Consider the following 21,696-nt stretch of genomic DNA (forward strand, 5'->3'; position numbering starts at 1 on the left):
GTCTGATCGTCGGATTACGCGTTCGACTAATTCAACCTACGAAAGCTGCATCGTGCAGCTGTTAGACGGAATCGCCGAATGCGCTTCCGTCGTTTACTGCGAATTTTGGCTGCAGGCAAATCCAGTGCGATGGCTTCAGCCAAACCAGCAGGCTCCGGCTGCTTTTACTCGAAGCTCGTGGCTTGCAGCTTGCAGCTTGCGGCTGCTATCGGCAACCTGTGTCGCTGCTGTTTTTCGGATCGTAATAAACCATGCATGACTACAAATGGCTGCACGAATACTGTCTCAATCGTTTCGGCTCAGCCGCCGCGCTGGAAAGCCGGCTGCCCTGGCCGAGCAGCCCCGATGAGCTGCGTGCCATTCCTGACGATCGCTACCTGTCGCTGATCAGCCTGCGAATCTTTCGCGCCGGCCTCAAGCACAGCCTGGTGGATGCCAAGTGGCCGGCCTTCGAAGAGGTGTTCTTCCGCTTCGATCCGGAGAAGCTGGTGCTCATGGGCGGCGAGCACATCGAGCGACTGATGCAGGACGCTCGAATCATTCGTCACCTCGGCAAGCTCAAGAGCGTGCCGCGCAATGCCCAGTTCGTCCTCGACGTGGCGAAGGAGCACGGCAGCTTCGGCAATCTCATCGCCGATTGGCCAGTGACCGATATTGTCAGCCTCTGGCGTTATCTGGCCAAGCACGGCACCCAGCTTGGCGGCTTGTCCGCGCCGCGCCTGTTGCGCATGGCCGGCAAGGACACCTTCATTCCCAGTAATGATGTAGTGGCTGCGCTCAAGGCGCAGAAGGTGGTCGATAAAGTGCCGAGTAGCCAGCGCGACCAGGCGGCGGTGCAGGCCGTGTTCAACCAGTGGCATGACCAGAGCGGCCGGCCCATGTGTCAGCTGTCGGCTATGCTGGCGTTTACCGTCAACCACTGAATCGCTGCATTGGCATAGAGGTCAGCAAGAATTCATCAGTTTGCCACGCGTGCCAGCTCAGGTTGATAGAGGAGGCTGGAAGTGAACGGGGCCATGCAGCAAGTCGCCGACGCGTTACGACAAGCCGAGCGCATTCTGATCATCACCGGCGCCGGGCTGTCTGCCGATTCCGGTTTGCCCACCTACCGTGGCGTGGGCGGGCTTTACAACGATCGCACAGAAGATGGCTTGCCGATCGAAACAGCGCTGTCCGGCCCGATGCTCCGGCTCGATCCGGCGCTGTGCTGGAAATACCTGGCTGAAATCGGTCGCGCCTGCATCTCGGCGAAACCCAACGCCGGCCATGCCGCTATCGCTGAACTGCAGCGGCGCAAGCCCAACTGCTGGGTGCTGACCCAGAACATCGACGGCTATCACCGCGAGGCGGGCAGCCCGCCGCAGCGCCTGATTGAGATCCACGGGACGCTCGGCCATCTCTATTGCATGAGTTGTGGGGAGCCGAGCGAGGAATTGACGGAACATCTGGCCCGGCCACTACCGCCTCTTTGTGCGTGTGGCGGTGTGCTGCGGTCGCCAGTCGTGTTGTTCGACGAAATGCTGCCGGAGTCGGCCTTGGCACGGCTGCATGAAGAGTCAGCGAAGGGCTTCGATGCGGTGGTTGCAGTGGGCACTTCGGCCAGCTTCGCGTATATCGTCGAGCCGCTTTTGCGGGCACGCCATAGCGGCGGTTTCACGGCGCAGATCGACCCGGCTGCCAGCGAACTGTCGCTGATGGTGGATGTACATGTCGCGGCGGGCGCCTCAGACGTTTTGCCACAGTTAGTTCGTCACATTTTTCCCAATTGAATTTGATCATCGCGGCTTGGGCAGGCATAGTCACGCCACTTTAGATTTCCCCGATATGCCTGTCCTGTGCGCCAACGTTTCGCATCCCTGTTGCCTTTTGCCCTGATCACGCTGCTGACGGCCTGCGCCGTCCAGCCTGAACAGAGCGACAGCACACTGACGCTGGAAGGCTTCGAGTTCGACTTCTCCAACGCGGTATCCGAGTCGGACATCAGCGCCGGGTCGGACGAACCCACCGAGGAGCAACTCCGCGAGCTTGCCGACGACGAGAGTTACAAGCTACCGGCGCTTGCCGACAGCGTGCTCGAGCGCGGTTTCACACTGGTCGGTACTCCTTATCGCTACGGCGGCAGCTCGACCAGGACGGGTTTCGATTGTAGCGGCTTCGTCGGTTTCGTCTTTCGCAAGGAAGCTGGCCTCGAGCTGCCGCGTTCCACACGCGAGATGATCAAGGTCGACGCACCGAAGGTTGCGCGCAGCGAATTGGAACCGGGCGATCTAGTCTTCTTCAACAATCGCGGCCGTGGCCGGGTCAGTCATGCCGGCATCTACATCGGCGACGACCAGTTCATTCATTCATCCAGCAGCCGCAGTGGTGGCGTACGGGTGGACAGCCTGAACGACAAGTACTGGCGGGCCAGCTTTATGCAAGCCAAGCGCGTACTGGCGCTTGCCAGCGATTCGACCGCCGTTCCCGTTCATCACTGAATACCGGACCGGGCGGCGTCAGAGTTGCATCCTCATGCATATGCCGGCAGAGTGATGGCTCTTGTGCCTGGACTGCTCTGTCATGCCCCTTCCGGCTCGTCTCGCGATCGTTCTGTTAACCGCGCTATTGCTAAGCGCCTGTGCCAATCGGTCGTCAATTGAACCGGTGACGATAACTCCAATGTCAGCACCGCCTTTGTCGGGTGCTGCGGAGGATGTCCTGTTCACCGCCTTGGGGCTGGTCGGCACGCCTTATCGCTATGGCGGCAACACGCCTGACAGCGGCTTCGATTGCAGCGGCCTGATCGGCTATGTATTTCGCGGCGCCGCAGGCCTTTCGTTGCCGCGTACTACTCGGGAAATGAGCACGATTGGCGGCGCCGCAATCAGGCGTGATGCCTTGCAAGCTGGTGATCTGCTGTTCTTCGCCACCAACGGCGGTCGCGGTGTCAGCCATGCGGCCATCTACGTCGGCGAAGGACGTTTCGTCCACGCGCCGTCCAGTGGCGGGACGGTGCGGCTGGATAGCCTTTCCAACAGCTACTGGCAGAAGACTTACCTCAGCGCCAAGCGCATCCTCGATAGCGAGCAGATCGCCCGCAATCCCTGAGCCTCGATATGCCTCATCGTGCCCGGCGTCTGTGTCGTGCACATCGGGTTCGACAGCCAAGAGGAGCTGAGCATGCCGCCCATTCTTCGCCTGCCAGACCCTCCCGAGGTGTGCGAGCTGTGCAAGCGCGAGGTGCCGCTGACCCGCCATCACCTGATTCCCAAAGCGTTACACGGCAAAACCTACATACGTAAACGTTTCGCTCGCGAAGAGCGCATCATCGCCACGCTGTGGGTATGTCGGCCTTGTCATAATCAGATCCACCGTCTGTTCAGCGAGAAGGAACTGGCGCTCACCTACAACAGCCGAGAGGCGTTACTTGCCGATCCGCAATTGCGCACCTTCGTCGATTGGCTGGCCACCAAACCGGCCGGATTCGTTCCACGGCACTGACCTCTCTCACCTCTGACCGGTGCGCAGCGGCGCTACCAGTGCAGATTGAAGTGCGAGCCCAGCACGAAGCGATCATCCAGCAGGTCCCAGCGTTCAACGCAGGCTTTCTTGTCGGCACCGGGGTGAAGCTTCAGGCGGTTGAACGAGTTCGGCGAAGTGCCGCGTACCCGTGACGAAAGCGTGGTGCCGGCCTGGACCATCCAGATCTCCCGCGATAGTCCGGGATACTGCTTGGACAGCGGCAACACATAGGGCAGGTGGATATGCCCGCCCATCACCAGGTCCAGCCCGTGATCGGCCCAGCGGTGCAACGCGTCGTCGGCGTTGTGTTGCAGGTTGCTCAGATCGCTCAATTTCATCGCCCCGAAAGGCTGATGCGCGACCACGATGCGCAGTTTGTTCTGATCGGTCTGCTTCAATCGCCGCGTCACGGCCTGTACCTGCTCCTCGGTCACCAGACCATCCTTGTGCCGCCGTGGATGCGTGGTGTTGAGGCCGATGATCAGTGCTTCGTCGTTCTCGAACGTTGGCTCGAGGTCATCACCGAAATGCCGACGATAGTTGCGGTAGGGCGTCAGGAAACGGGTGAAAACGTTATACAGCGGAATGTCGTGGTTGCCCGGGATCACCAGTTTTTCGGCGATGCCATGACCGTGCAGGCGCTGGACGAATGCCTGCGCTGCGGCGAACTGCCCAGCTCTGGCGCGCTGGGTGATGTCGCCCGAGAAGATCAGCAGATCGGCGCGATGCTCGCGCACGTGGTCTTCCATGGCTTGCACCACCGCAGGTTGCTCGGTGCCGAAATGGGTGTCGGAAATCTGCACGATGGTCGTCATGTGGCTGGCGTCTTCTCGTTGGGGATGCCGAATTGATGGACACGTTATCGCATTCGAAGCCGTTAACGGTCCGGCGTTCCGGTAAAAAATCCGGATCGCACCCGAAGCGCCTGCGACATTGCTTTCAGTTGCGCTGCGCAGGGCCTTGGACTAACCTCCGCGTCGCTTCAGGTGCCACTGGTTTAATGCCAGTGGTGAAACAGGGAAGCCGGTCCAGTCGCAATGACGATTCCGGCGCTGCCCCCGCAACGGTAGGCGAGACAGGACACCGCTCACAGCCACTGTGCTACAGGCATGGGAAGGCGACGGTTTCCGGATGCAAGGCATCCGCTCGCAAGCCCGGAGACCGGCCTGTCGCATTCCACGGCAGTGCGGCGGGCGCTGATCGGGGTGCGGCTGCCTGCACCTGCACCTCTTTCACTTTCTCCGTCTGCCTTTATCGACTGTATGTCGTGCGGCGGGCACGACGGAGAATCTCCATCCAATGCGCAATTCCCTTCCCCTGGCTGTGGTGCTACTGGGCCTTCCTTCCTGTGTCCTGGCCAATCACGGCGATACCTTGCTGCTGGGCCAGCAGGTGATTACCGCCAGCCGGACCGGCCATTCGCCGGTCTCCATTGCTTCCAGCAGCCTCATCACCCGTGACGAGATCGAACGCCAGCAAGCTGGCAGCGTGCCGGAGCTGCTGCAGCGCCTGGCCGGGGTTAGCGTCACCAGCAACGGCGGGCGTGGCAAGAGCACCTCGGTATCCATTCGCGGTACCAGCGACAAGCACGTACTGGTGCTGATTGACGGCGTCCGGGTCGGTTCGGCCACCTCCGGCAGCGCCGCGCTGCAAAGCATCCCGGTGGAGCAGATCGAGCGAATCGAGATCGTACGCGGGCCGCGCTCCAGCCTGTACGGTTCAGAGGCCATGGGCGGGGTGATCCAGATCTTCACCCGTCGTGGTGGCGCCGATGGCTTCAAGCCCTATTTCTCGGTGGGTGCCGGTTCGCGTTCGAGCTACACCGGCTCGGCTGGCCTGGCCGGCAGCCACGGCAACGGCTGGTTCAACCTCGGCGTGGCCAGCGAGTCCACCGACGGCATCAATGCCCGTGCCTATCGCGGCACTGCACCCAAAGCCTTCGAGCCGGATGCGGACGGCTACCGCGAACTGTCGGCCCAGCTGCGCGCCGGCTATCGCTTCGACAACGGTCTGGAGCTCGACGGCAGCTGGTTGCAGAGCGAAAACCACAGCGATTTCGACACGCGCTCGACCAGCGGCGCCACCGGTCGTGACGCCTATAGCGACGGCTCTCTGCAGGCGCTCAGCGGCCGTGCACGTTTCTCGCCGCTGGCTTTCTGGGACGTCACCTTGCAGGCGGGGCACAGCGAGGACCTGAGCGACAACTTTCAGGATGGCAACTTCTATTCCCGTTTCGACACCCGCCGCGACAGCCTGAGCTGGCAGAACGACCTGCGTTTCGGTGAGGCGCAGGTGCTGAGCCTCGGCATGGACTACCAGACCGACCGCATCGACAGCAGTGACGACTATGCCGAGGACAGCCGCTACAACAAGGGCTACTTCGTCCAGTACCAGGCCGCTTTCGGCCGTCACGGCGTGCAGGCCGGCCTGCGCCGCGACGACGATGAATTCTTCGGCTCGCATGACACCGGCAGCCTGGGCTACAGCTTCGACCTGAGCGAGGCACTGACCCTGACCGCAGCCTACGGCACCGCCTACCGCGCGCCCACCTTCAATGATCTGTACTACCCGGCCAGCGCCTTTACCGCCGGCAACCCGGACGTCAAGCCGGAGGAATCGGAAAGCTACGAGATCGGCATCCGCGGCAGCCACGGCTGGGGCGAGTGGAGTGTCAGCGCCTATGAAAACCAGATCGAGGACCTGATCGTCTGGGCAGGGACTAGCCCCATGCGTCCGGAAAACGTCGACGTGGCGCGCATTCGTGGCATCGAGACCACCATTGCCACCGTGCTGGCCGGCTGGGATGTGAACGCCAATCTGACCTTCATGGACCCGCAGGACCGTAGCAAGGCCAACCACGGCCATCTGCTGCAACGCCGTGCCAAGCGCCAGTTCAACCTGGATCTGGATCGCCAGTTCGGTGCCATCGGGCTGGGCGCCTCGCTGTACGCGGCGAGCGAACGCTTCGACAAGGCAAGCAACACCGAGGAGTCGCGCATGCCCGGCTACGCCCTGATGGATTTACGCAGCGAATACCGCATCGATGAGGCCTGGCGCCTGCAGGTCAAGCTGGCGAACCTGTTCGACCGCCAATACGAAACCACCCAGACCTACGAACAGCCTGGCCGCGCGGTGTATTTCACCGTCCGCTACCAGGCCCTCTGACCGGCAACCCAAGGGAGAATACCATGCACGTCCTGTCCACACGCGCCCAGTTGGCAATCGGTGCCGCGCTGATTCTGCTGATGGCCATGACCCGTGGCCAACACTTCGCCAGCGTCGAGAATCTGCCCAGCGCCAGCTGGTCGATCTTCTTCCTGGCCGGCTTCTACCTGCGTTCGCGCTGGATGTTCGTGCTGCTGTTCGCCGTGGCGTCCGTGTTGGATTTCGGCTCCCTCGCCAGCGGCACCATCAGTGACTGGTGCCTGTCGCCGGCCTACTGGGCGCTGGTGCCGGCCTACGGCAGCCTGTGGCTGGCAGGGCGGCTGTTCGCCGGCTGGCAGCGTGACGATCTGCGCAGCTTGGCCGTGCTGGCGTTGACGCTGCTGGTCGCGGGTTTCGTCGCTTACCTGATCTCCGGCGGCGGCTTTTACTTCTTCTCCGGCCGCTATCCCGAGCCGATGCTGGCCGGCTTCCTGCCGCGCATCGGTGAGTATTTCCCGCGTCACCTGGGCAACTTGGCGTTCTACGTCGGTACGGCGCTGGTGCTGCATGTCGGCATCGTTTCGGCGCTACGCCTGATGCGTGTGCGGGAGGTGCATTGATGGACGACCGCGACGCACGACACAAGGCGCGCATGCAGCGCAAGAAGGCGGTGGTCGACGCGAAGATCGCCGAGGCCCAGGACGAATACGGCCTGCTGCTAGTGCACACCGGCAACGGCAAGGGCAAGAGCAGCTCGGCCTTCGGCATGGTCGCCCGTGCGCTGGGGCATGGCATCAAAGTCGGCGTGGTGCAGTTCATCAAGGGCGCAGCCAGTACCGGCGAGGAAAATTTCTTCCGGCGATTCCCCGAGGAAGTGCGCTATCACGTAATGGGCGAGGGCTTCACCTGGGAAACCCAGGATCGCCAGCGCGACATCGCCAAGGCTCGCGAAGCCTGGGCCGTCGCGGCCGAGCTGCTGGCCGATCCGGAGATTGGGCTGGTGGTGCTGGACGAGCTGAACATTGCGCTCAAGTACGGCTATCTGGAACTCGACCCGGTGCTCGCCGATATCGAGTCGCGACCCATGTTGCAGCACGTGGTAGTCACCGGTCGCGGCGCGCCGCCCGGGATGATCGAGGCGGCCGATACCGTGACTGAAATGAGCCTGATCAAACATGCCTTCAAGGCTGGGGTTAAGGCGCAGAAGGGCGTCGAATTCTGATGCCTGCATGCAAGGCGTTCACGATGACGTTTGTTTCATCCACCCTCGTTGTCGGTGGATGGGTGAGGCGTCATCCACCCTACGATGATCGGAGGCCGCGATGACTAGCCGAAGCTGCCCCGCGCTGCTGATTGCGGCGCCGGCGTCAGGCCAGGGCAAGACCACCGTCACCGCAGGCCTGGCACGCTTGCATACGCGACTGGGCAAACGCGTACGGGTGTTCAAGTGCGGTCCGGACTTTCTCGATCCGATGGTGCTGGCGCGTGCCAGCGGTCATCCGGTCTATCAGCTTGATCTTTGGATGGTCGGCGAAGCCGAGAGCCGACGGCTGCTGTGGGAAGCGGCGGGTGAGGCCGATCTGATCTTGATCGAAGGTGTGATGGGGCTGTTCGACGGCACACCGTCGGCGGCCGATCTGGCGCGGCACTTCGGCATTCCGATATTGGCGGTCATTGATGGTTCGGCCATGGCGCAGACGTTTGGCGCCCTGGCGCACGGCTTGGCCAGTTATCAGCCGGACTTGCCATTTGCCGGCGTGCTGGCCAATCGGGTGGGCAGCAGCCGGCATGGCGAGATTTTGCGGGACTGCTTGTCGGAGCATATCGACTGGTTTGGCGCCTTGCCGCGCAGCGAGGCCGTGGGTTTGCCGAGCCGGCATCTGGGCCTGGTGCAGGCGCAGGAACTGGCGGATCTGGATGCCCGGCTCGATGCGGCTGCCGATGCGCTGGCGGCGAGTGCGGATAGCGAGTTGCCAGCGCCGGTCAGTTTCCCACCGCCGGAACCCTTGACGGCGCCGCCGTTGCTGCAGGGCGTGCGCATCGGCGTTGCGCGCGATGCCGCGTTCGCATTCGTCTATCAGGCCAATCTCGATCTGCTGCAGGCGCTTGGCGCCGAGCTGCTGTTCTTTTCACCGCTGCATTTTTCGAGGCTGCCCGCGGTGGACAGCCTGTACCTGCCGGGTGGCTATCCCGAGCTGCATCTGTCCACATTGGCTCGCAATCGCCCCATGGGCGAGGCGATCCAAGCGCATCACGCAGCGGGCAAACCGATCCTCGCCGAATGCGGCGGCATGCTCTATCTGCTCGATGCGCTGACCGACCAGGCTGGTACGCGCGAAGACATGCTCGGCCTGCTGCCTGGCGAGGCGCAGATGCAGAAGCGCCTGACCGCGCTGGCGCTGCAGGAAGTCGACCTGCCGGAAGGGCGTCTGCGCGGCCACACCTTTCACCATTCTTCGCTCGAAACGGCGATGCAGCCCATCGCGCACGGCGAATGCCCAAATTACAAGCGCACCGCCGATGCGGTTTATCGGCAGGGTCGGCTTACAGCGTCTTATATCCACTTCTATATGCCGTCCAACCCCCAAGCGACCGCGGCGTTGTTCAGGCCATGAGCGAGCATGCGTTCACCGAGGCGCAGCGCGCCGGCGTCTACCGCGCCATTGCCGAGCGACGCGACATGCGCCATTTCAGCGGCGGCGAGATAGCGCCGGAGCTGCTCGCACGACTGCTAGAAGCCGCGCATCAGGCGCCCAGCGTTGGTCTGATGCAGCCCTGGCGGTTCATCCGCATTCGTCGCGCCGAGTTGCGTTCGGCCATCGCCGAACTGGTCGAACGGGAGCGTGTGCTGACCGCTGAAGCGCTGGGCGAGCGTGGCCGTGAATTCATGCAATTGAAGGTCGAGGGCATCAAGGATTGCGCCGAACTGCTGGTCGTCGCGCTCATGGACGGGCGCGAAACCCACGTATTCGGCCGGCGCACCCTGCCGCAGATGGACCTGGCCTCGGCGGCCTGCGCCATCCAGAACCTCTGGCTCGCCGCGCGAGCGGAAGGGTTGGGAATGGGCTGGGTGTCGTTGTTCGACCCTCAGGCACTGGCCGACCTGTTACAGATGCCCACCGGTGCCGAGCCGGTGGCGGTGATCTGTCTCGGGCCGGTTGATGCGTTCTATCCGGCGCCGATGCTGGCATTGCAGGGCTGGGCGCAACCTCGGCAGCTGCAGGAATTGCTGTTCGAGGACGGCTGGGAGAAACCGTTATGAGCGTGGCGCTTAGCTGCCTCGCCGGAGTCGGCCTGGATGCGTTGCTGGGCGAGCCTCGTCGCAGCCATCCGCTGGTGATCTTCGGACGGCTGGCTGACCGACTAGAGCAGCATTTCAACGGTCCGGGCGGTCGCGGCTGGCGCAGCCATGGCGTCACCGCTTGGTGCCTTGCGGTATTGCCGCTAACCGTCATCGCCTGGTTGTTGAGCTTGCTGCCGGGGATTGGCTGGCTAATCGAAATCCTACTGTTGTATCTCGCGCTCGGCTTGCGCAGCCTGGGCGAACATCTGATGCCGGTGGCGCTTGCGCTACGCAGTGGCGACCTGACCGAGGCGCGGCGACGGGTTGGTTTCATCGTCAGCCGCAACACCGGTGAGCTGAACGAGCAGGGCGTGGCCCGCGCGGCGACCGAATCGGCGTTGGAGAATGGCAGCGATGCGGTCTTCGCTGCGCTGTTCTGGTTCGCGATTGCCGGTGCGCCTGGCGTCGTGTTGTACCGTCTGAGCAATACGCTGGATGCCATGTGGGGCTATCGAACCGAACGCTTCGAACGTTTCGGCTGGGCCGCTGCGCGCATTGATGATGCACTCAATTTCATCCCCGCCCGGCTGGTCGCACTGACCTACGCCGTGCTGGGCCAAACGCGCAAAGCCTGGCGCTGCTGGCGACGTCAGGCGCCCTTGTGGGATAGCCCCAACGCAGGGCCGGTGATGGCGGCTGGCGCCGGTGCGCTGGGTGTGTCGTTGGGCGGGCCGGCGATCTATCAGGATGTGCTGCATCAGCGTCCAGTCCTGGGCGAGGGCGAAGCGCCCGGCGCGCGCGATATCGAGCGCGCGTTGGACATGGTTTGGGCTGGCGTCGGTCTCTGGCTGTTGGCATTGCTGCTGGGAGGCTGGCTGCATGCTTGAACATGGCGGACGGCTGCGGGCAGCGGCGCTCGAATTCGCTATCCCGCTGGCGGATTGGCTCGATCTGTCCACCGGTATCGCGCCTTATGGCTTCGCGCTGCCGCCCGTTCCGGCGGATGCCTGGCGTCGTCTGCCCGAAGACGAGGATGAACTGGAAGCCGTCGCGCGTGACTATTACGGAGCCGAGTCGCTGCTACCGGTTGCAGGCTCGCAAGCCGCAATCCAGATGCTGCCGCGCCTGCGTCGGAATTCGCAGGTCGGCATCGTTTCGCCTTGTTATGGCGAGCACGCCGAGGCGTGGCGCCGCGAAGGGCATCGCATCAGTGAGTTCAGCGAAGGGGCCGTACCGCGGGCGCTCGATCAGCTCGATGTTCTGGTGTTGGTCAATCCGAACAATCCCACCGGGCGCCTGTCACCGCCCGAACAACTACTCGACTGGCATGCGCGGCTGGCGGCGCGCGGCGGCTGGTTGGTGGTCGACGAGGCGTTCATGGACCCGACGCCCGAGCTCAGCCTGGCGTCCTACGGTCACCTGCCGGGGCTGATCGTGTTGCGCTCGTTCGGTAAATTCTTCTCCATGGCCGGCGCGCGGCTTGGCTTTGTTCTGGCCGAAGCTGAATTGACGCGTGTGTTGGGGAATGCGCTGGGACCTTGGCCGATCGCCGGACCGTCGCGGTTCATCGGCACGGCGCTGTTCGCCGATCACCAAGGGCAACGCCGTCAACGCGAGCGGCTTCTGGCCGACAGTGAGCGGCTGGCGTGGCTGCTGACAACCAGCTGCCTGCCGCCCACGGGCGGTTGCGGCCTGTTTCAGTGGGTCGTAACCGAAGAGGCGGGTGTGCTGTACGAATTTCTTGCCTGTCAGGGCATTCTCCTTCGCCGCTTTCACTATCCGCCGAGCCTGCGTTTCGGTCTGCCGGCGGACGAGCTGGGCTGGTCTCGTTTGGCCCGCGCACTGGCTTGCTATCAGGAGATTCGCGCATGAGCACGCTGATGGTTCAGGGCACCACATCCGATGCCGGCAAGAGCACTTTGGTGACCGCGCTGTGCCGTTGGCTTCGCCGACAAGGCGTGTCCGTAGCGCCGTTCAAACCGCAGAATATGGCGCTCAATAGCGCTGTCACTGCCGAAGGCGGGGAGATCGGCCGCGCCCAAGCGGTCCAGGCGCAGGCCGCCGGGCTGGCGCCGCACACCGATATGAACCCGGTGCTGCTCAAGCCCAACAGTGATATCGGCGCGCAGGTGATCATTCACGGCCGCGCCATCACCAACATGGACGCCGTGGCGTACCACGACTACAAACGTGTGGCGATGGACGCGGTGCTCGTATCCCATCGGCGCCTGAGTGCTGCGTATCAAGTGGTGATGGTCGAAGGTGCCGGCTCGCCTGCGGAGATCAATCTGCGCGCCAACGACATCGCCAACATGGGCTTCGCCGAGGCGGTGGATTGCCCGGTCATTCTCATTGCCGATATCGACAAGGGTGGCGTCTTTGCCCATCTGGTCGGCACGCTGGAACTGCTCAGTCAAAGCGAGCAGGCGCGGGTAAAGGGCTTTGTGATCAACCGCTTTCGCGGCGATATCGCGCTCCTGCAACCAGGCTTGGACTGGCTCGAACAGCGCACCGGCAAACCAGTACTGGGCGTATTGCCTTATCTGATGGATTTCCATCTGGAGGCCGAGGACGCGATCGACGTGCGCCAGTCTGTCAAAGCGGAGCAGACCCTGAGGGTGGTGGTGCCGGTGCTGCCGCGCATCAGCAATCACACCGACTTCGATCCGCTACGCCTGCATCCGCAGGTCGATCTGCGTTTCGTCGGCCCCGGCCAGGCGATCCCGGGTGCGGACCTGATCATCCTGCCGGGCTCCAAGAGCGTTCGCGCCGACCTCGCCTGGTTGCGCGAGAACGGCTGGGATGCGGCGATCGGGCGTCATCTGCGCTACGGCGGCAAGGTGCTCGGGATTTGCGGTGGCCTGCAGATGCTTGGTGAATGTATCGCCGATCCCCTTGGAGTCGAGGGCGCGGCGGGGCAGAGCGATGGGCTCGGGTTGCTGGCTTTGTCGACCGAATTGGCTGCGGAGAAACAATTGCGCAACGTGCATGGACGATTCTGTCTAGGCGACTCCGACGTCAGCGGCTACGAGATCCACGCCGGCGTCAGCAGCGGCCCGGCGCTCGAGCGAGCCGCCGTGCAACTCGATGACGGTCGGATGGATGGAGCTATCAGCGAGGACGGCCAGGTACTCGGCACCTACCTGCATGGTTTGTTCGAATCCCCTGCGGCCTGCGAAGCGCTATTGCGCTGGGCCGGTTTGGAAAATGCGCAGCGGGTGGATTATCACGCGCTGCGCGAACGCGACATCGAGCGGCTCGCCGACTTGGTCGAGGCGCATCTGGATACCCGCCTGCTGCGTGAGCTGTGCGGTGTTTGACGGCCCTGGCCACATTCGGCGGGCTGTCCTATGTTCGATCCGAAGGAAACCGAAATGCCTGAATTGATCCTCGGCGGCGCCCGGTCCGGCAAGAGCCTGCTGGCTGAACGCCTGGCCAGCGAATCTGGCCTGCCGGTTACCTACATCGCCACCAGCCAGCCGCTGGATGGCGAGATGAGCGAACGCATCGCCCATCACCGTGCCCGGCGCCCGACCGAATGGGGGCTGGTGGAGGAGCCGCTGGCGCTGGCCTCAGTGCTGCGTGAGCACGCCGGTGCTGATCAATGCCTTTTAGTGGACTGCCTGACGCTGTGGCTGACCAACCTGCTGATGCTGGACGACCCGGCGCGTCTGGCCGAAGAACGCGATGCCTTGCTCGAATGCCTGCCCGAACTGCCAGGGCGCGTACTGCTAGTGAGTAACGAAACCGGGCTGGGGGTGGTGCCGCTGGGTGAGCTGAGCCGGCGTTACGTTGATGAGGCCGGCTGGCTGCACCAGGCGCTGGCCGAGCGCTGTGAGCGTGTGGTGTTCACTGTCGCGGGCCTGCCAATGATTTTGAAAGGACATCATCTGAATGGAGAGTTGCTGTGACCGAACCCTGGTGGCAGGCGCCTTGTCATGCCCTGGATGAGCGCGCGCGCCAGGCAGCGCTGGCGCGCGATGCGCAACTGACCAAGCCGGGCGGTGCGTTGGGTCGCATCGACGCCTTGGTTCCGCAACTGGCGGCATTGCGAGGGCACGAGCGTCCGAGCGTGGACCCGGTCTGGATCAGTATTTTCGCGGGCGATCATGGTGTCGCCGCAGAAGGAGTTTCAGCGTATCCACAATCGGTGACCGGGCAGATGCTCGCTAACTTCGTCAACGGCGGCGCTGCGATCAGCGTGCTGGCTCGTCAGCTCGGCGCGAAGCTGGAAGTGGTCGACTTGGGAACCGCTTCGCCGATCGGGCCTTTGCCCGGCGTTCGCCACTTGGCGCTAGGTGCGGGCACGGCGAACTTCGTCGAGGCGCCGGCGATGAGCATGGAGGTCTGTCTACAGGCGCTGCAGGCCGGGCGCGAAAGCGCACTGCGTGCTCAAGGGGAACAGTCCGCATTGTTTATTGGCGGGGAAATGGGCATCGGCAATACCACGACCGCAGCCGCTCTGGCCTGCGCACTGTTGGGGTGTGATCCACGCGATCTTGCTGGGCCTGGGACGGGCCTGGATGCAGCCGGCGTGGCGCACAAGTGCGCGGTGATCGAGCGTGCTTTGGCGCTACACGCCGGTCGTCACGACACCTTGGGCTGGATGCAGCGCCTCGGTGGCTTCGAGCTGGCGGCGTTGACCGGCGCCTATCTGGCCTGCGCTCAGCAGGGCATCGTGGTGCTGGTGGATGGCTTTATCTGCGGCGTCGCGGCGCTCTGTGCGGTGCGCTTGAATCCGGCTTGCCGCGACTGGCTGCTATTCGCTCATGGTTCGGCGGAGCCTGGGCATCAGGCTGTGCTGGAGGCGCTCGATGCACGGCCCTTACTCGACCTCGGTCTGCGGCTGGGCGAGGGGAGTGGCGCAGCGCTGGCCGTTCCTCTACTACGGCTCGCGTGCGCGTTGCACGCGGAGATGGCGACCTTCGCCGAAGCAGCCGTCGCCGGGCAGGAAACATGAATCTGCATTTGGACATGCTGCGTCACGGCGAGACGGTTTGCGGTGGCGGCTTTCGCGGGCGACTGGACGACGCGCTCACGGAGTTTGGTTGGTTACAGATGCGCCAAGCGGCCGTCGGTGCCGGGCCTTGGGATCGGATCATCAGCTCGCCCTTGCGTCGCTGCGCAGCCTTCGCCGTGGAATGCGCCGAGCAGCGTGAGTTGCCGCTGGAGTTCGAACCCGACCTGCGCGAACTCGATTTCGGCGACTGGGAAGGTCGTACAGCTGCCGAGCTGATGGTCGATCAAAGCGATGCCTTGGGTCGCTTCTGGAGCGATCCCTACGGCTTCACGCCGCCCGGCGGTGAGCGGTTGATCGAGTTCGAGGCGCGTGTGCTGACGGTGATCGAACGAATCACCGACCGTTTCGCCGGCGAGCGCATCCTACTGATCACCCATGCCGGCGTGATGCGCCTGTTGTTGGCCGAGGCGCGAGGTCTGCCGCGCGGGCAGTTGCTGCAGGTCGAGGTGAGCCATGGCGCAATGTGCGGGCTGAAAACCGGCTTCGCCGACGCTACGCTCTGGCTGGAAGAAGCATGCAGCCCTTTCTGATCGCGCTGCAGTTTCTCACCAGCCTGCCGGTGCGACTGAGCGGTATGCCCGCGCCGCAGGCGGTTGGCCGATCGCTGCTTCATTACCCGCTGGTGGGGTTGTTGCTGGGGTTGGTTCTCTGGCTTGGCAGTCTCGCAATCGAAGGCGCCGCCCTGCCGCTGCAGGCGGCATTGGTGCTGGCAGCCTGGGTGGCACTCACTGGCGCGCTGCACCTCGATGGCCTGGCCGACAGCGCCGATGCCTGGCTCGGTGGTTTCGGCGATCGGGCGCGCACCCTCGCGATCATGAAGGACCCACGCAGCGGTCCGGTTGCCGTGGTGGTTCTGGTATTGCTGTTGCTGCTCAAGTTCGTCGCGCTCTGGACACTGCTTGCCGCGGGCGAACGGATGGCTCTGCTGCTGGCACCGTTGCTCGGTCGCGGCGCATTGCTCGGATTATTCCTGACGACATCCTACGTGCGTCCCGGTGGCCTCGGTCATGCACTGGCCGAGCACCTCCCGCGCGCGTCCGTTCGTATCGTTCTGCTTGCGCTCGTGGCCTTCTGTCTGGCGCTGGGCACGAGCGGTTGGCTGGCGCTGACGGTGAGCCTCGCCATCGGCTTGTTGGCGCGTCGGGCCATGTGCCGGCGCATCGGCGGCACCACCGGCGACACGGCCGGTGCGCTGTTGGAGCTGGTGGAATGTGGCGTATTGGTCGCGCTGGCGCTAAAGGTCTGAACCTCAGCCAAGCAGGGCGACGGCTTTGATTTGCGCCCATAACGCTTTGCCTTCCACGACGCCAAGCTGATCCGCCGAACGGCGGGTGATGCGCGCCAGTAATGGCGTGCCTTGGGCATCCAGGCGAATCAGAACGTGCGCGGGCGTATCGGCATCGGCGATCTGATCGACGCGTGCCGGCAGCAGGTTGCTGATGCTAGTGCCCTCGGCGCGCTCCAGCGTCAGGCTGACGTCACGCGCGTGGACACGAAAGCGCAGGCGCTGGCCGATTGCTTCATCACGCTGCCCCACCAGTACTTCGCCGCCAGTAAACACCAGGCGTGTGAGGTGATAGGTCGGGTCATGTTCTGCAACCTGCGCCTCGATGACGACGCCTGCGTCTTCGCTGAAGGCGGTCGGCAAATCGAGGCGGGCAAGGGTTTCCTGCAGCGCGCCCTGAGCAATCGCGCGCCCATTTTCCAGCAGCACCACATGATCGGCGAGTCGCGCCACTTCGTCCGGTGAGTGGCTGACATAAAGGACGGGAATTTCCAGCTCGTCATGCAGCCGCTCCAGATACGGCAGGATTTCCTGCTTGCGTTTGAAGTCGAGCGCCGCCAGCGGTTCGTCCATCAGCAACAGTCGCGGGCTGGTCAGCAGAGCGCGGGCGATGCCGACACGCTGCCGCTCACCGCCCGACAGGCGTTCGGGCACGCGGTCGAGCAGGTGACCAATGCCGAGCAATTCCACTGCCTGCTCCCAGATCACGCGGCGCTCGCTTCGCGCGACACGCTTCATGCCGAATTCCAGGTTGCGCTTCACCGAAAGATGGGCGAATAGGTTGGCCTCTTGAAACACATAGCCGATAGCGCGCTGGTGCGGCGGTACGAAGCAGCCGCTGGCCGAGTGTTGCCAGCGCTCGCCGTTGATATCGATCAGCCCGGTTGCGTTGCGCTCGAGGCCGGCGATGCAACGCAGGCAACTGGTCTTGCCGGAACCTGATGGACCGAACAGCGCGGTCACGCCGCGTCCAGGTAGCTTCAGATCGACGTCCAGCCGGAAGCCGGGATGGTCCATCCGCAGTTGTGCCTGGATGCCGCTTGATCCTTCGTTCATCCACGCCATCCCTGCTTGAGGCGGCTGCTGTAAAGCACCAGCAAGACCAGAAAGGAAAACGCCAGCATGCCGCCTGCCAGCCAGTGCGCTTGCGCATATTCCATAGCCTCGACGTGATCGTAGATCTGCACGGACAGCACGCGGGTTTTCTCGGGAATGTTGCCGCCGATCATCAGCACTACACCAAATTCCCCGACGGTATGTGCGAAGCCGAGGATGCTGGCTGTGACGAATCCAGGGCGAGCGAGCGGAAGAACGACGGTAAAGAAGGTATCCAGCGGCCCGGCACGCAAGGTTGCGGCGGCTTCCAATGGGCGTTCGCCGATGGCCTCGAAGGCGTTCTGCAGCGGTTGCACGACGAAAGGCATCGAATAGAACACCGAGCCCACCACAAGACCCGCAAAGGTAAACGGTAGAGTGCCGAGTCCCAGACTTTGAGTCAGTTGCCCGACCGGACCGTTGGGGCCCATGGCGACCAGTAGATAGAAGCCCAGCACGCTCGGGGGCAGCACCAGCGGCAAAGCGACCACGGCACCGATCGGCCCCTTGAGGCGCGAATGGGTGCGCGCCAGCCACCAGGCGATCGGCGTGCCGATCACCAGCAGCAACAGCGTGGTTACGCCGGCAAGCTTGAGTGTCAGCAGGATGGCTGCCAAGCCTGCGTCGTCCAGCGGCATCATGGCGGCGTCATTCCAGGCTGTAGCCGTATGCCTCGATAACCTCGGCGGCTTTTGCGCTTTTGAGGTATTCGAGCAGAGCCTGCGCGGCGGGGTTGTCGCGGCCCTTGTTCAGCAGAAGGGCATCCTGGCGAATGGGTGGATGAAATGACGCCGGTACGATCCAGCCGGAACCTTGGCTGATCGCACCCTCATCCACGACCTGAGAAAGGGCGACGAAGCCGAGCTCTGCATTGCCGCTGGCCACGAATTGATGCGCCTGGGCGATATTTTCCCCTTGCACCAGCCGGCCACGCGTTGATTCGGTCAGACCGAGTTTTTCCAGCGTCGCCATCGCTGCGGCGCCGTAAGGCGCGGTTTTAGGATTGGCGATGGCAAGATGGCGATACGGTCGTTCGGTCAACGCTTTGGCTTGATCCTCGACGTAGTCTTTGCGCGGCGACCAGAGGACCAGCGTCCCGATGGCATAGGGGAAGCGGCTGCCGGTTACGCCCTGGCCTTCGCTTTCCAGCTTGGCCGGAACCTCTTCATCAGCTGCCAGCAGCACGTCGAACGGCGCACCGTTGCGAATCTGCGCATAAAACTTTCCGGTCGAACCGAAGGCGAGTAGGGCCTTGTGTCCTGTGTCCTGTTCGAAGTGTTCGGCGATGGCCTGCATCGGCTTCGTGAAATTCGACGCCACCGCGACCTGCACCTCGGCGGCGTGGCTGGCAAAGGGCAACAGTGCGGTCATAAACAGGGCGGCAATTTTGCAAAGACGCTTCATCCGTTTCTCCTTAATCCACGGCGATGATGACGTGTGACGCCTTGACCAGAGCCGTACAAGATTGTCCGAGTACCAGGCCCAGCTCTTCGGCGCTCTCGTTGGTAACGACCGCGCCCAGCGTGCGGTTGCCGGGCAGCAGCAACTTGACCTCGCAATTCACCGCGCCGGGCGTCAGGCTGCTGATGGTGCCGGTCAGGCGGTTACGGGCGCTGATTTTTACCGCCGGATCGGGTGACAGCAGCACGAAGCTGGCTTTGATCAACGCCATCGCGGTCTTGTCGGGTGTCAGGTGAAGTTCGTCGATGCTGTCGTTGGTCAGGGTTGCGGTAATTGTCTGGCCTTCACCAATATCGAGACTGACGCTGCCGTTTACCGCGCCTTTTTCGACGTGAACGATGCGACCGCGAAACTGGTTGCGTGCGCTGGTTTTCATGGCGATTGCCCGGAGCAGTTTGTCGATGTCGTCGAAGCCTTCGATGCCCTGTGCCACCTGGGCAAGAAAGCGTTCATATTCCTGCTGCATGCGCTGCCAGACGTGCAGCATCTCGCGACCGAAGTCGGTCAGCTGGGTACCGCCGCCCTTTGCCCCGCCGACTGCCCGAACCACCAGGGGGCGTTCCGACAGGTTGTTCATCGCATCCACAGCATCCCAGGCGGCCTTGTAGCTGAGGTTGATGGCCTTGGCCGCGCGGCTGATCGAGCCGGTCGCCTCGATCTGTGCCAGCAGTTCGATGCGTTTGCCGCCGAGATAACCCTTTTCGCCGCGGTTGAACCAAAGTTGTCCGTCGATGCGCAATGGTCCGAGATGCTGTGGATCGTTCATGTTTGGCCCTTGTGAATGCCGGGCATTCTGACAATCGTTATATAGATTTGTATATAGCGAAGGCGAAGCTGTTTGGAATTTGCTGCGTTGGCTGAAAAAAGGCAGGCGTTGCCGGTTGGATGGCTCAGGCGTAGCGTGTGGCGACCCTGCTCGGAGGTTTGCCATGAGAATTCGACTGATCGTTGCGTCCCTCGCTCTGACGCTGCTGGCCGGCAACGCGGCGGCGGATCAATGCCCGGCCTTGCTGCAGCATGAACTGCCGAAGCTGCGCTCAAAGGAAACGATCGACCTGTGCCAGCAGTTCCAGGGCAAGGCGCTGGTGGTCGTCAATACAGCCAGCTTTTGTGGTTTCGCGCCGCAATTCAAAGGTCTCGAAGAGCTCTATCAGCGATACAAGGACGAGGGATTGGAGGTTCTAGGCGTGCCGTCCGATGATTTCTTTCAGGAGTCGGACGATGCCGCTGAGACGGCTGAAGTCTGCTACGTCAATTACGGTGTGACCTTTCCGATGGCGCAAACTCAACCGGTGCGGGGTGGCGATGCGACGCCGCTGTTCAAGGAGCTAGCCGAGCAGGCCGGAGGCGCGCCGCGCTGGAACTTCTATAAGTACGTGGTGGATCGCAACGGCAAGGTGGTCGACTACTTTTCCAGCAAGGTCGAGCCGGACGATCCTGAGCTGATCGCTGCGGTGGAAAAGGCGTTGGGCAAGTAGCGCGGGGGAAAGAAGCCCCGGCCGAGCGGCCGGGGCGGAGGTGCATCAGAAGCGGTAGCTCAAAGCAGCACCGAAGCCGTGGGCGCTGTTTTCGTAGGTGGCGTTGTAAAGCCCTTTAGTTGGGCTCTGACTGCGAACCGTGGTGTCTTCTTCCCAAAGGTAGGAGTAAGCCAAGTCGACAGTGACATCGTCGGTCGGATTCCAGGCCAGGCCGAAGCTTACGGCGGTGCGATCACCGGACGGAATGCGAGGCGAACGATGAGTGTTGTTGGTCGGGCTCTGGTCGAATGCCAGACCGGTACGCAGTGTCCACTCCTTGTTCAGCTTGTAAGCAGCGCCGAGAGCATAGGACCAAGTGTCATGCCAGTCCTGCTCTTCTACGATAGGCGCAAGGCTTGGCTGCAAAAGTGCAGGGATACCTTCGTTTTCGATAATGATCGATTCGAAGCGGCTCCAGCGCGTCCACATGGCGCCTGCATAAAGGGTCCACTGGTCATCTAGATCGTGTGTAATCGACATGTCGACGGACTCGGGAGTGTCGAGGTCCAGCGAAGCATCGTATTTTCCTGAGGCTTGCAGGCCTATCGCTTCGAACTGATCGAATCCGGCACCTGACAGGCGAGTATCGCCTTCAAGCTTGTACTTGACTTTGGAGCGGTAGGTGATGCCAGCGCGAGTCTGTGGTGTGAACTCGTAGAGCAGGCCAGCATTGAAGCCCAGCGCAGTGTCATCACCTTTGACCTTGACGCGGCCGTCATTGGTGCCGGGGGTAAAGCGGCTCAGGGAGGCACTCTCCAGCTGACCATCGATGCGGTTGATGGTTGGGCCGAAGCCGATCGACAGTTTTTCGTTGAAACGATAGCTAACGGTTGGTTGCACCGTAATTACGCGGACTTCGCTGTAATCACCGAAGTAACGGCCTTGAAAGCCGCTTTCGTAATCGCTCACCAGACCGAAGGGAACATAGACGCCTACGCCAACCGCCCATTTGTCGTCGATAGGTTTGACGTAATAGCCCATCGGCACTGCTGTGAACGGGACCATATCGCCATCGTTGCTACCGCTTGCAGGGAAGCTACTAGTGTTCTTGATATCCGTCTTGGCATTGATCGCCGCCACGCCGAAGCTCACTTCTTCGCGCTTGAGGCGCGACATGCCGGCAGGGTTGCCGAACAGGGTGGTGGCGTCATCGGCAGAAGAGGAGCGACCGGCAAACGAGGTGCCCATGCCGCTGACGCTCTGCTCGTTAAGGGCGAAACCGGCAGCCATGGCCTGAGTGGAAAGGGCGCCCACGGCTACTGCGATCGCGGTCTTCAACCAAGTTGTTTTCATTGTTGTACTCCAGAGAAAAAAGCGGCTCGGACCCTATCAAGCTTCTCTGATTCGTCGCAAACGAAAGAGTGCAATTTTTCGTAAAGCGCGATGATCG

General features: G+C 62.7%; 24 protein-coding genes and 1 riboswitch. Of the genes, 18 read left to right on the forward strand and 6 right to left on the reverse strand.

Annotated elements, in window-relative coordinates:
• Nucleotides 1-251 precede the first annotated feature (251 nt).
• From E0D86_RS02400 to E0D86_RS02420, 5 genes are all read left to right on the forward strand, one after another.
• Nucleotides 252-923, forward strand: coding sequence for a DNA-3-methyladenine glycosylase I (locus E0D86_RS02400; RefSeq protein ID WP_131648373.1), 672 nt, complete (start codon nucleotides 252-254; stop codon nucleotides 921-923).
• A 93-nt stretch (nucleotides 924-1,016) separates the two neighbouring features.
• A complete protein-coding gene (locus tag E0D86_RS02405) occupies nucleotides 1,017-1,769 on the forward strand; it encodes an NAD-dependent deacylase (RefSeq protein ID WP_131648374.1) in 753 nt (250 codons plus the stop codon).
• 66 nt (nucleotides 1,770-1,835) lie between these two features.
• Entirely contained in the window at nucleotides 1,836-2,477 is a 642-nt protein-coding gene (locus tag E0D86_RS02410; protein ID WP_131648375.1) for a C40 family peptidase, read from the forward strand.
• An 82-nt stretch (nucleotides 2,478-2,559) separates the two neighbouring features.
• Nucleotides 2,560-3,087, forward strand: a complete 528-nt coding sequence (locus E0D86_RS02415; RefSeq protein ID WP_131648376.1) for a C40 family peptidase — start codon at nucleotides 2,560-2,562, stop codon at nucleotides 3,085-3,087.
• Between the two features lie 72 nt (nucleotides 3,088-3,159).
• Nucleotides 3,160-3,480, forward strand: coding sequence for a hypothetical protein (locus E0D86_RS02420; RefSeq protein ID WP_131648377.1), 321 nt, complete (start codon nucleotides 3,160-3,162; stop codon nucleotides 3,478-3,480).
• Nucleotides 3,481-3,512: 32 nt separating this feature from the next.
• On the opposite strand, the gene E0D86_RS02425 is transcribed toward E0D86_RS02420, so the two are convergent.
• Nucleotides 3,513-4,316: a metallophosphoesterase gene (locus tag E0D86_RS02425; protein WP_131648378.1), complete on the reverse strand. Its 804-nt coding sequence runs from the start codon at nucleotides 4,314-4,316 to the stop codon at nucleotides 3,513-3,515.
• 152 nt (nucleotides 4,317-4,468) lie between these two features.
• A riboswitch (cobalamin riboswitch) is annotated at nucleotides 4,469-4,686 on the forward strand.
• Between the two features lie 114 nt (nucleotides 4,687-4,800).
• On the opposite strand from E0D86_RS02425, the gene btuB reads away from it, so the two are divergent.
• From btuB to E0D86_RS02485, 12 genes are all read left to right on the forward strand, one after another.
• Entirely contained in the window at nucleotides 4,801-6,666 is a 1,866-nt protein-coding gene (btuB, locus tag E0D86_RS02430) for a TonB-dependent vitamin B12 receptor (RefSeq protein ID WP_131648379.1), read from the forward strand.
• 23 nt (nucleotides 6,667-6,689) lie between these two features.
• Entirely contained in the window at nucleotides 6,690-7,265 is a 576-nt protein-coding gene (locus E0D86_RS02435; protein WP_131648380.1) for a hypothetical protein, read from the forward strand.
• Nucleotides 7,265-7,867, forward strand: coding sequence for a cob(I)yrinic acid a,c-diamide adenosyltransferase (gene cobO, locus E0D86_RS02440; RefSeq protein WP_131648381.1), 603 nt, complete (start codon nucleotides 7,265-7,267; stop codon nucleotides 7,865-7,867). Before E0D86_RS02435 ends, cobO begins: the two co-directional genes overlap by 1 nt.
• A 100-nt stretch (nucleotides 7,868-7,967) precedes the next feature.
• Nucleotides 7,968-9,260, forward strand: coding sequence for a cobyrinate a,c-diamide synthase (locus E0D86_RS02445; RefSeq protein ID WP_131648382.1), 1,293 nt, complete (start codon nucleotides 7,968-7,970; stop codon nucleotides 9,258-9,260).
• Entirely contained in the window at nucleotides 9,257-9,907 is a 651-nt protein-coding gene (gene bluB, locus E0D86_RS02450) for a 5,6-dimethylbenzimidazole synthase (protein ID WP_131648383.1), read from the forward strand. The genes E0D86_RS02445 and bluB overlap by 4 nt, the downstream gene beginning before the upstream one ends.
• The gene (gene cbiB / locus E0D86_RS02455; protein ID WP_131648384.1) at nucleotides 9,904-10,815 is read left to right on the forward strand and encodes an adenosylcobinamide-phosphate synthase CbiB; all 912 of its coding nucleotides are present in this window, start codon (nucleotides 9,904-9,906) and stop codon (nucleotides 10,813-10,815) included. The genes bluB and cbiB overlap by 4 nt, the downstream gene beginning before the upstream one ends.
• A complete protein-coding gene (gene cobD / locus E0D86_RS02460) occupies nucleotides 10,808-11,800 on the forward strand; it encodes a threonine-phosphate decarboxylase CobD (RefSeq protein WP_131648385.1) in 993 nt (330 codons plus the stop codon). Before cbiB ends, cobD begins: the two co-directional genes overlap by 8 nt.
• A complete protein-coding gene (locus E0D86_RS02465; RefSeq protein ID WP_131648386.1) occupies nucleotides 11,797-13,248 on the forward strand; it encodes a cobyric acid synthase in 1,452 nt (483 codons plus the stop codon). The genes cobD and E0D86_RS02465 overlap by 4 nt, the downstream gene beginning before the upstream one ends.
• Nucleotides 13,249-13,302: 54 nt before the next feature.
• Nucleotides 13,303-13,839, forward strand: coding sequence for a bifunctional adenosylcobinamide kinase/adenosylcobinamide-phosphate guanylyltransferase (gene cobU / locus E0D86_RS02470; RefSeq protein ID WP_131648387.1), 537 nt, complete (start codon nucleotides 13,303-13,305; stop codon nucleotides 13,837-13,839).
• Nucleotides 13,836-14,888, forward strand: coding sequence for a nicotinate-nucleotide--dimethylbenzimidazole phosphoribosyltransferase (gene cobT, locus E0D86_RS02475; RefSeq protein ID WP_131648388.1), 1,053 nt, complete (start codon nucleotides 13,836-13,838; stop codon nucleotides 14,886-14,888). Before cobU ends, cobT begins: the two co-directional genes overlap by 4 nt.
• The gene (gene cobC / locus E0D86_RS02480; protein WP_131648389.1) at nucleotides 14,885-15,478 is read left to right on the forward strand and encodes an alpha-ribazole phosphatase family protein; all 594 of its coding nucleotides are present in this window, start codon (nucleotides 14,885-14,887) and stop codon (nucleotides 15,476-15,478) included. The genes cobT and cobC overlap by 4 nt, the downstream gene beginning before the upstream one ends.
• The gene (locus E0D86_RS02485; protein ID WP_131648390.1) at nucleotides 15,463-16,194 is read left to right on the forward strand and encodes an adenosylcobinamide-GDP ribazoletransferase; all 732 of its coding nucleotides are present in this window, start codon (nucleotides 15,463-15,465) and stop codon (nucleotides 16,192-16,194) included. Before cobC ends, E0D86_RS02485 begins: the two co-directional genes overlap by 16 nt.
• A gap of 3 nt (nucleotides 16,195-16,197) precedes the next feature.
• On the opposite strand, the gene modC is transcribed toward E0D86_RS02485, so the two are convergent.
• The 4 genes from modC to E0D86_RS02505 are packed head-to-tail and all read right to left on the reverse strand — an operon-like array spanning nucleotide 16,198 to nucleotide 19,555.
• Complete coding sequence (gene modC, locus E0D86_RS02490) at nucleotides 16,198-17,289, reverse strand: molybdenum ABC transporter ATP-binding protein (RefSeq protein ID WP_131648391.1); 1,092 nt, start codon at nucleotides 17,287-17,289, stop codon at nucleotides 16,198-16,200.
• Nucleotides 17,286-17,966: a molybdate ABC transporter permease subunit gene (gene modB, locus E0D86_RS02495; protein WP_131648958.1), complete on the reverse strand. Its 681-nt coding sequence runs from the start codon at nucleotides 17,964-17,966 to the stop codon at nucleotides 17,286-17,288. The genes modC and modB overlap by 4 nt, the downstream gene beginning before the upstream one ends.
• A gap of 10 nt (nucleotides 17,967-17,976) precedes the next feature.
• Entirely contained in the window at nucleotides 17,977-18,732 is a 756-nt protein-coding gene (modA, locus tag E0D86_RS02500) for a molybdate ABC transporter substrate-binding protein (protein ID WP_131648392.1), read from the reverse strand.
• A 10-nt stretch (nucleotides 18,733-18,742) separates the two neighbouring features.
• The gene (locus E0D86_RS02505; protein ID WP_131648393.1) at nucleotides 18,743-19,555 is read right to left on the reverse strand and encodes a TOBE domain-containing protein; all 813 of its coding nucleotides are present in this window, start codon (nucleotides 19,553-19,555) and stop codon (nucleotides 18,743-18,745) included.
• A 163-nt stretch (nucleotides 19,556-19,718) separates the two neighbouring features.
• On the opposite strand from E0D86_RS02505, the gene E0D86_RS02510 reads away from it, so the two are divergent.
• Nucleotides 19,719-20,267, forward strand: coding sequence for a glutathione peroxidase (locus tag E0D86_RS02510; protein ID WP_131648394.1), 549 nt, complete (start codon nucleotides 19,719-19,721; stop codon nucleotides 20,265-20,267).
• A 45-nt stretch (nucleotides 20,268-20,312) separates the two neighbouring features.
• On the opposite strand, the gene E0D86_RS02515 is transcribed toward E0D86_RS02510, so the two are convergent.
• Entirely contained in the window at nucleotides 20,313-21,599 is a 1,287-nt protein-coding gene (locus tag E0D86_RS02515) for an OmpP1/FadL family transporter (RefSeq protein ID WP_131648395.1), read from the reverse strand.
• Between the last annotated feature and the right edge of the window lie 97 nt (nucleotides 21,600-21,696).

The sequence above is a fragment of the Pseudomonas sp. IC_126 genome (assembly GCF_004331835.1).
Lineage (GTDB): Bacteria > Pseudomonadota > Gammaproteobacteria > Pseudomonadales > Pseudomonadaceae > Stutzerimonas.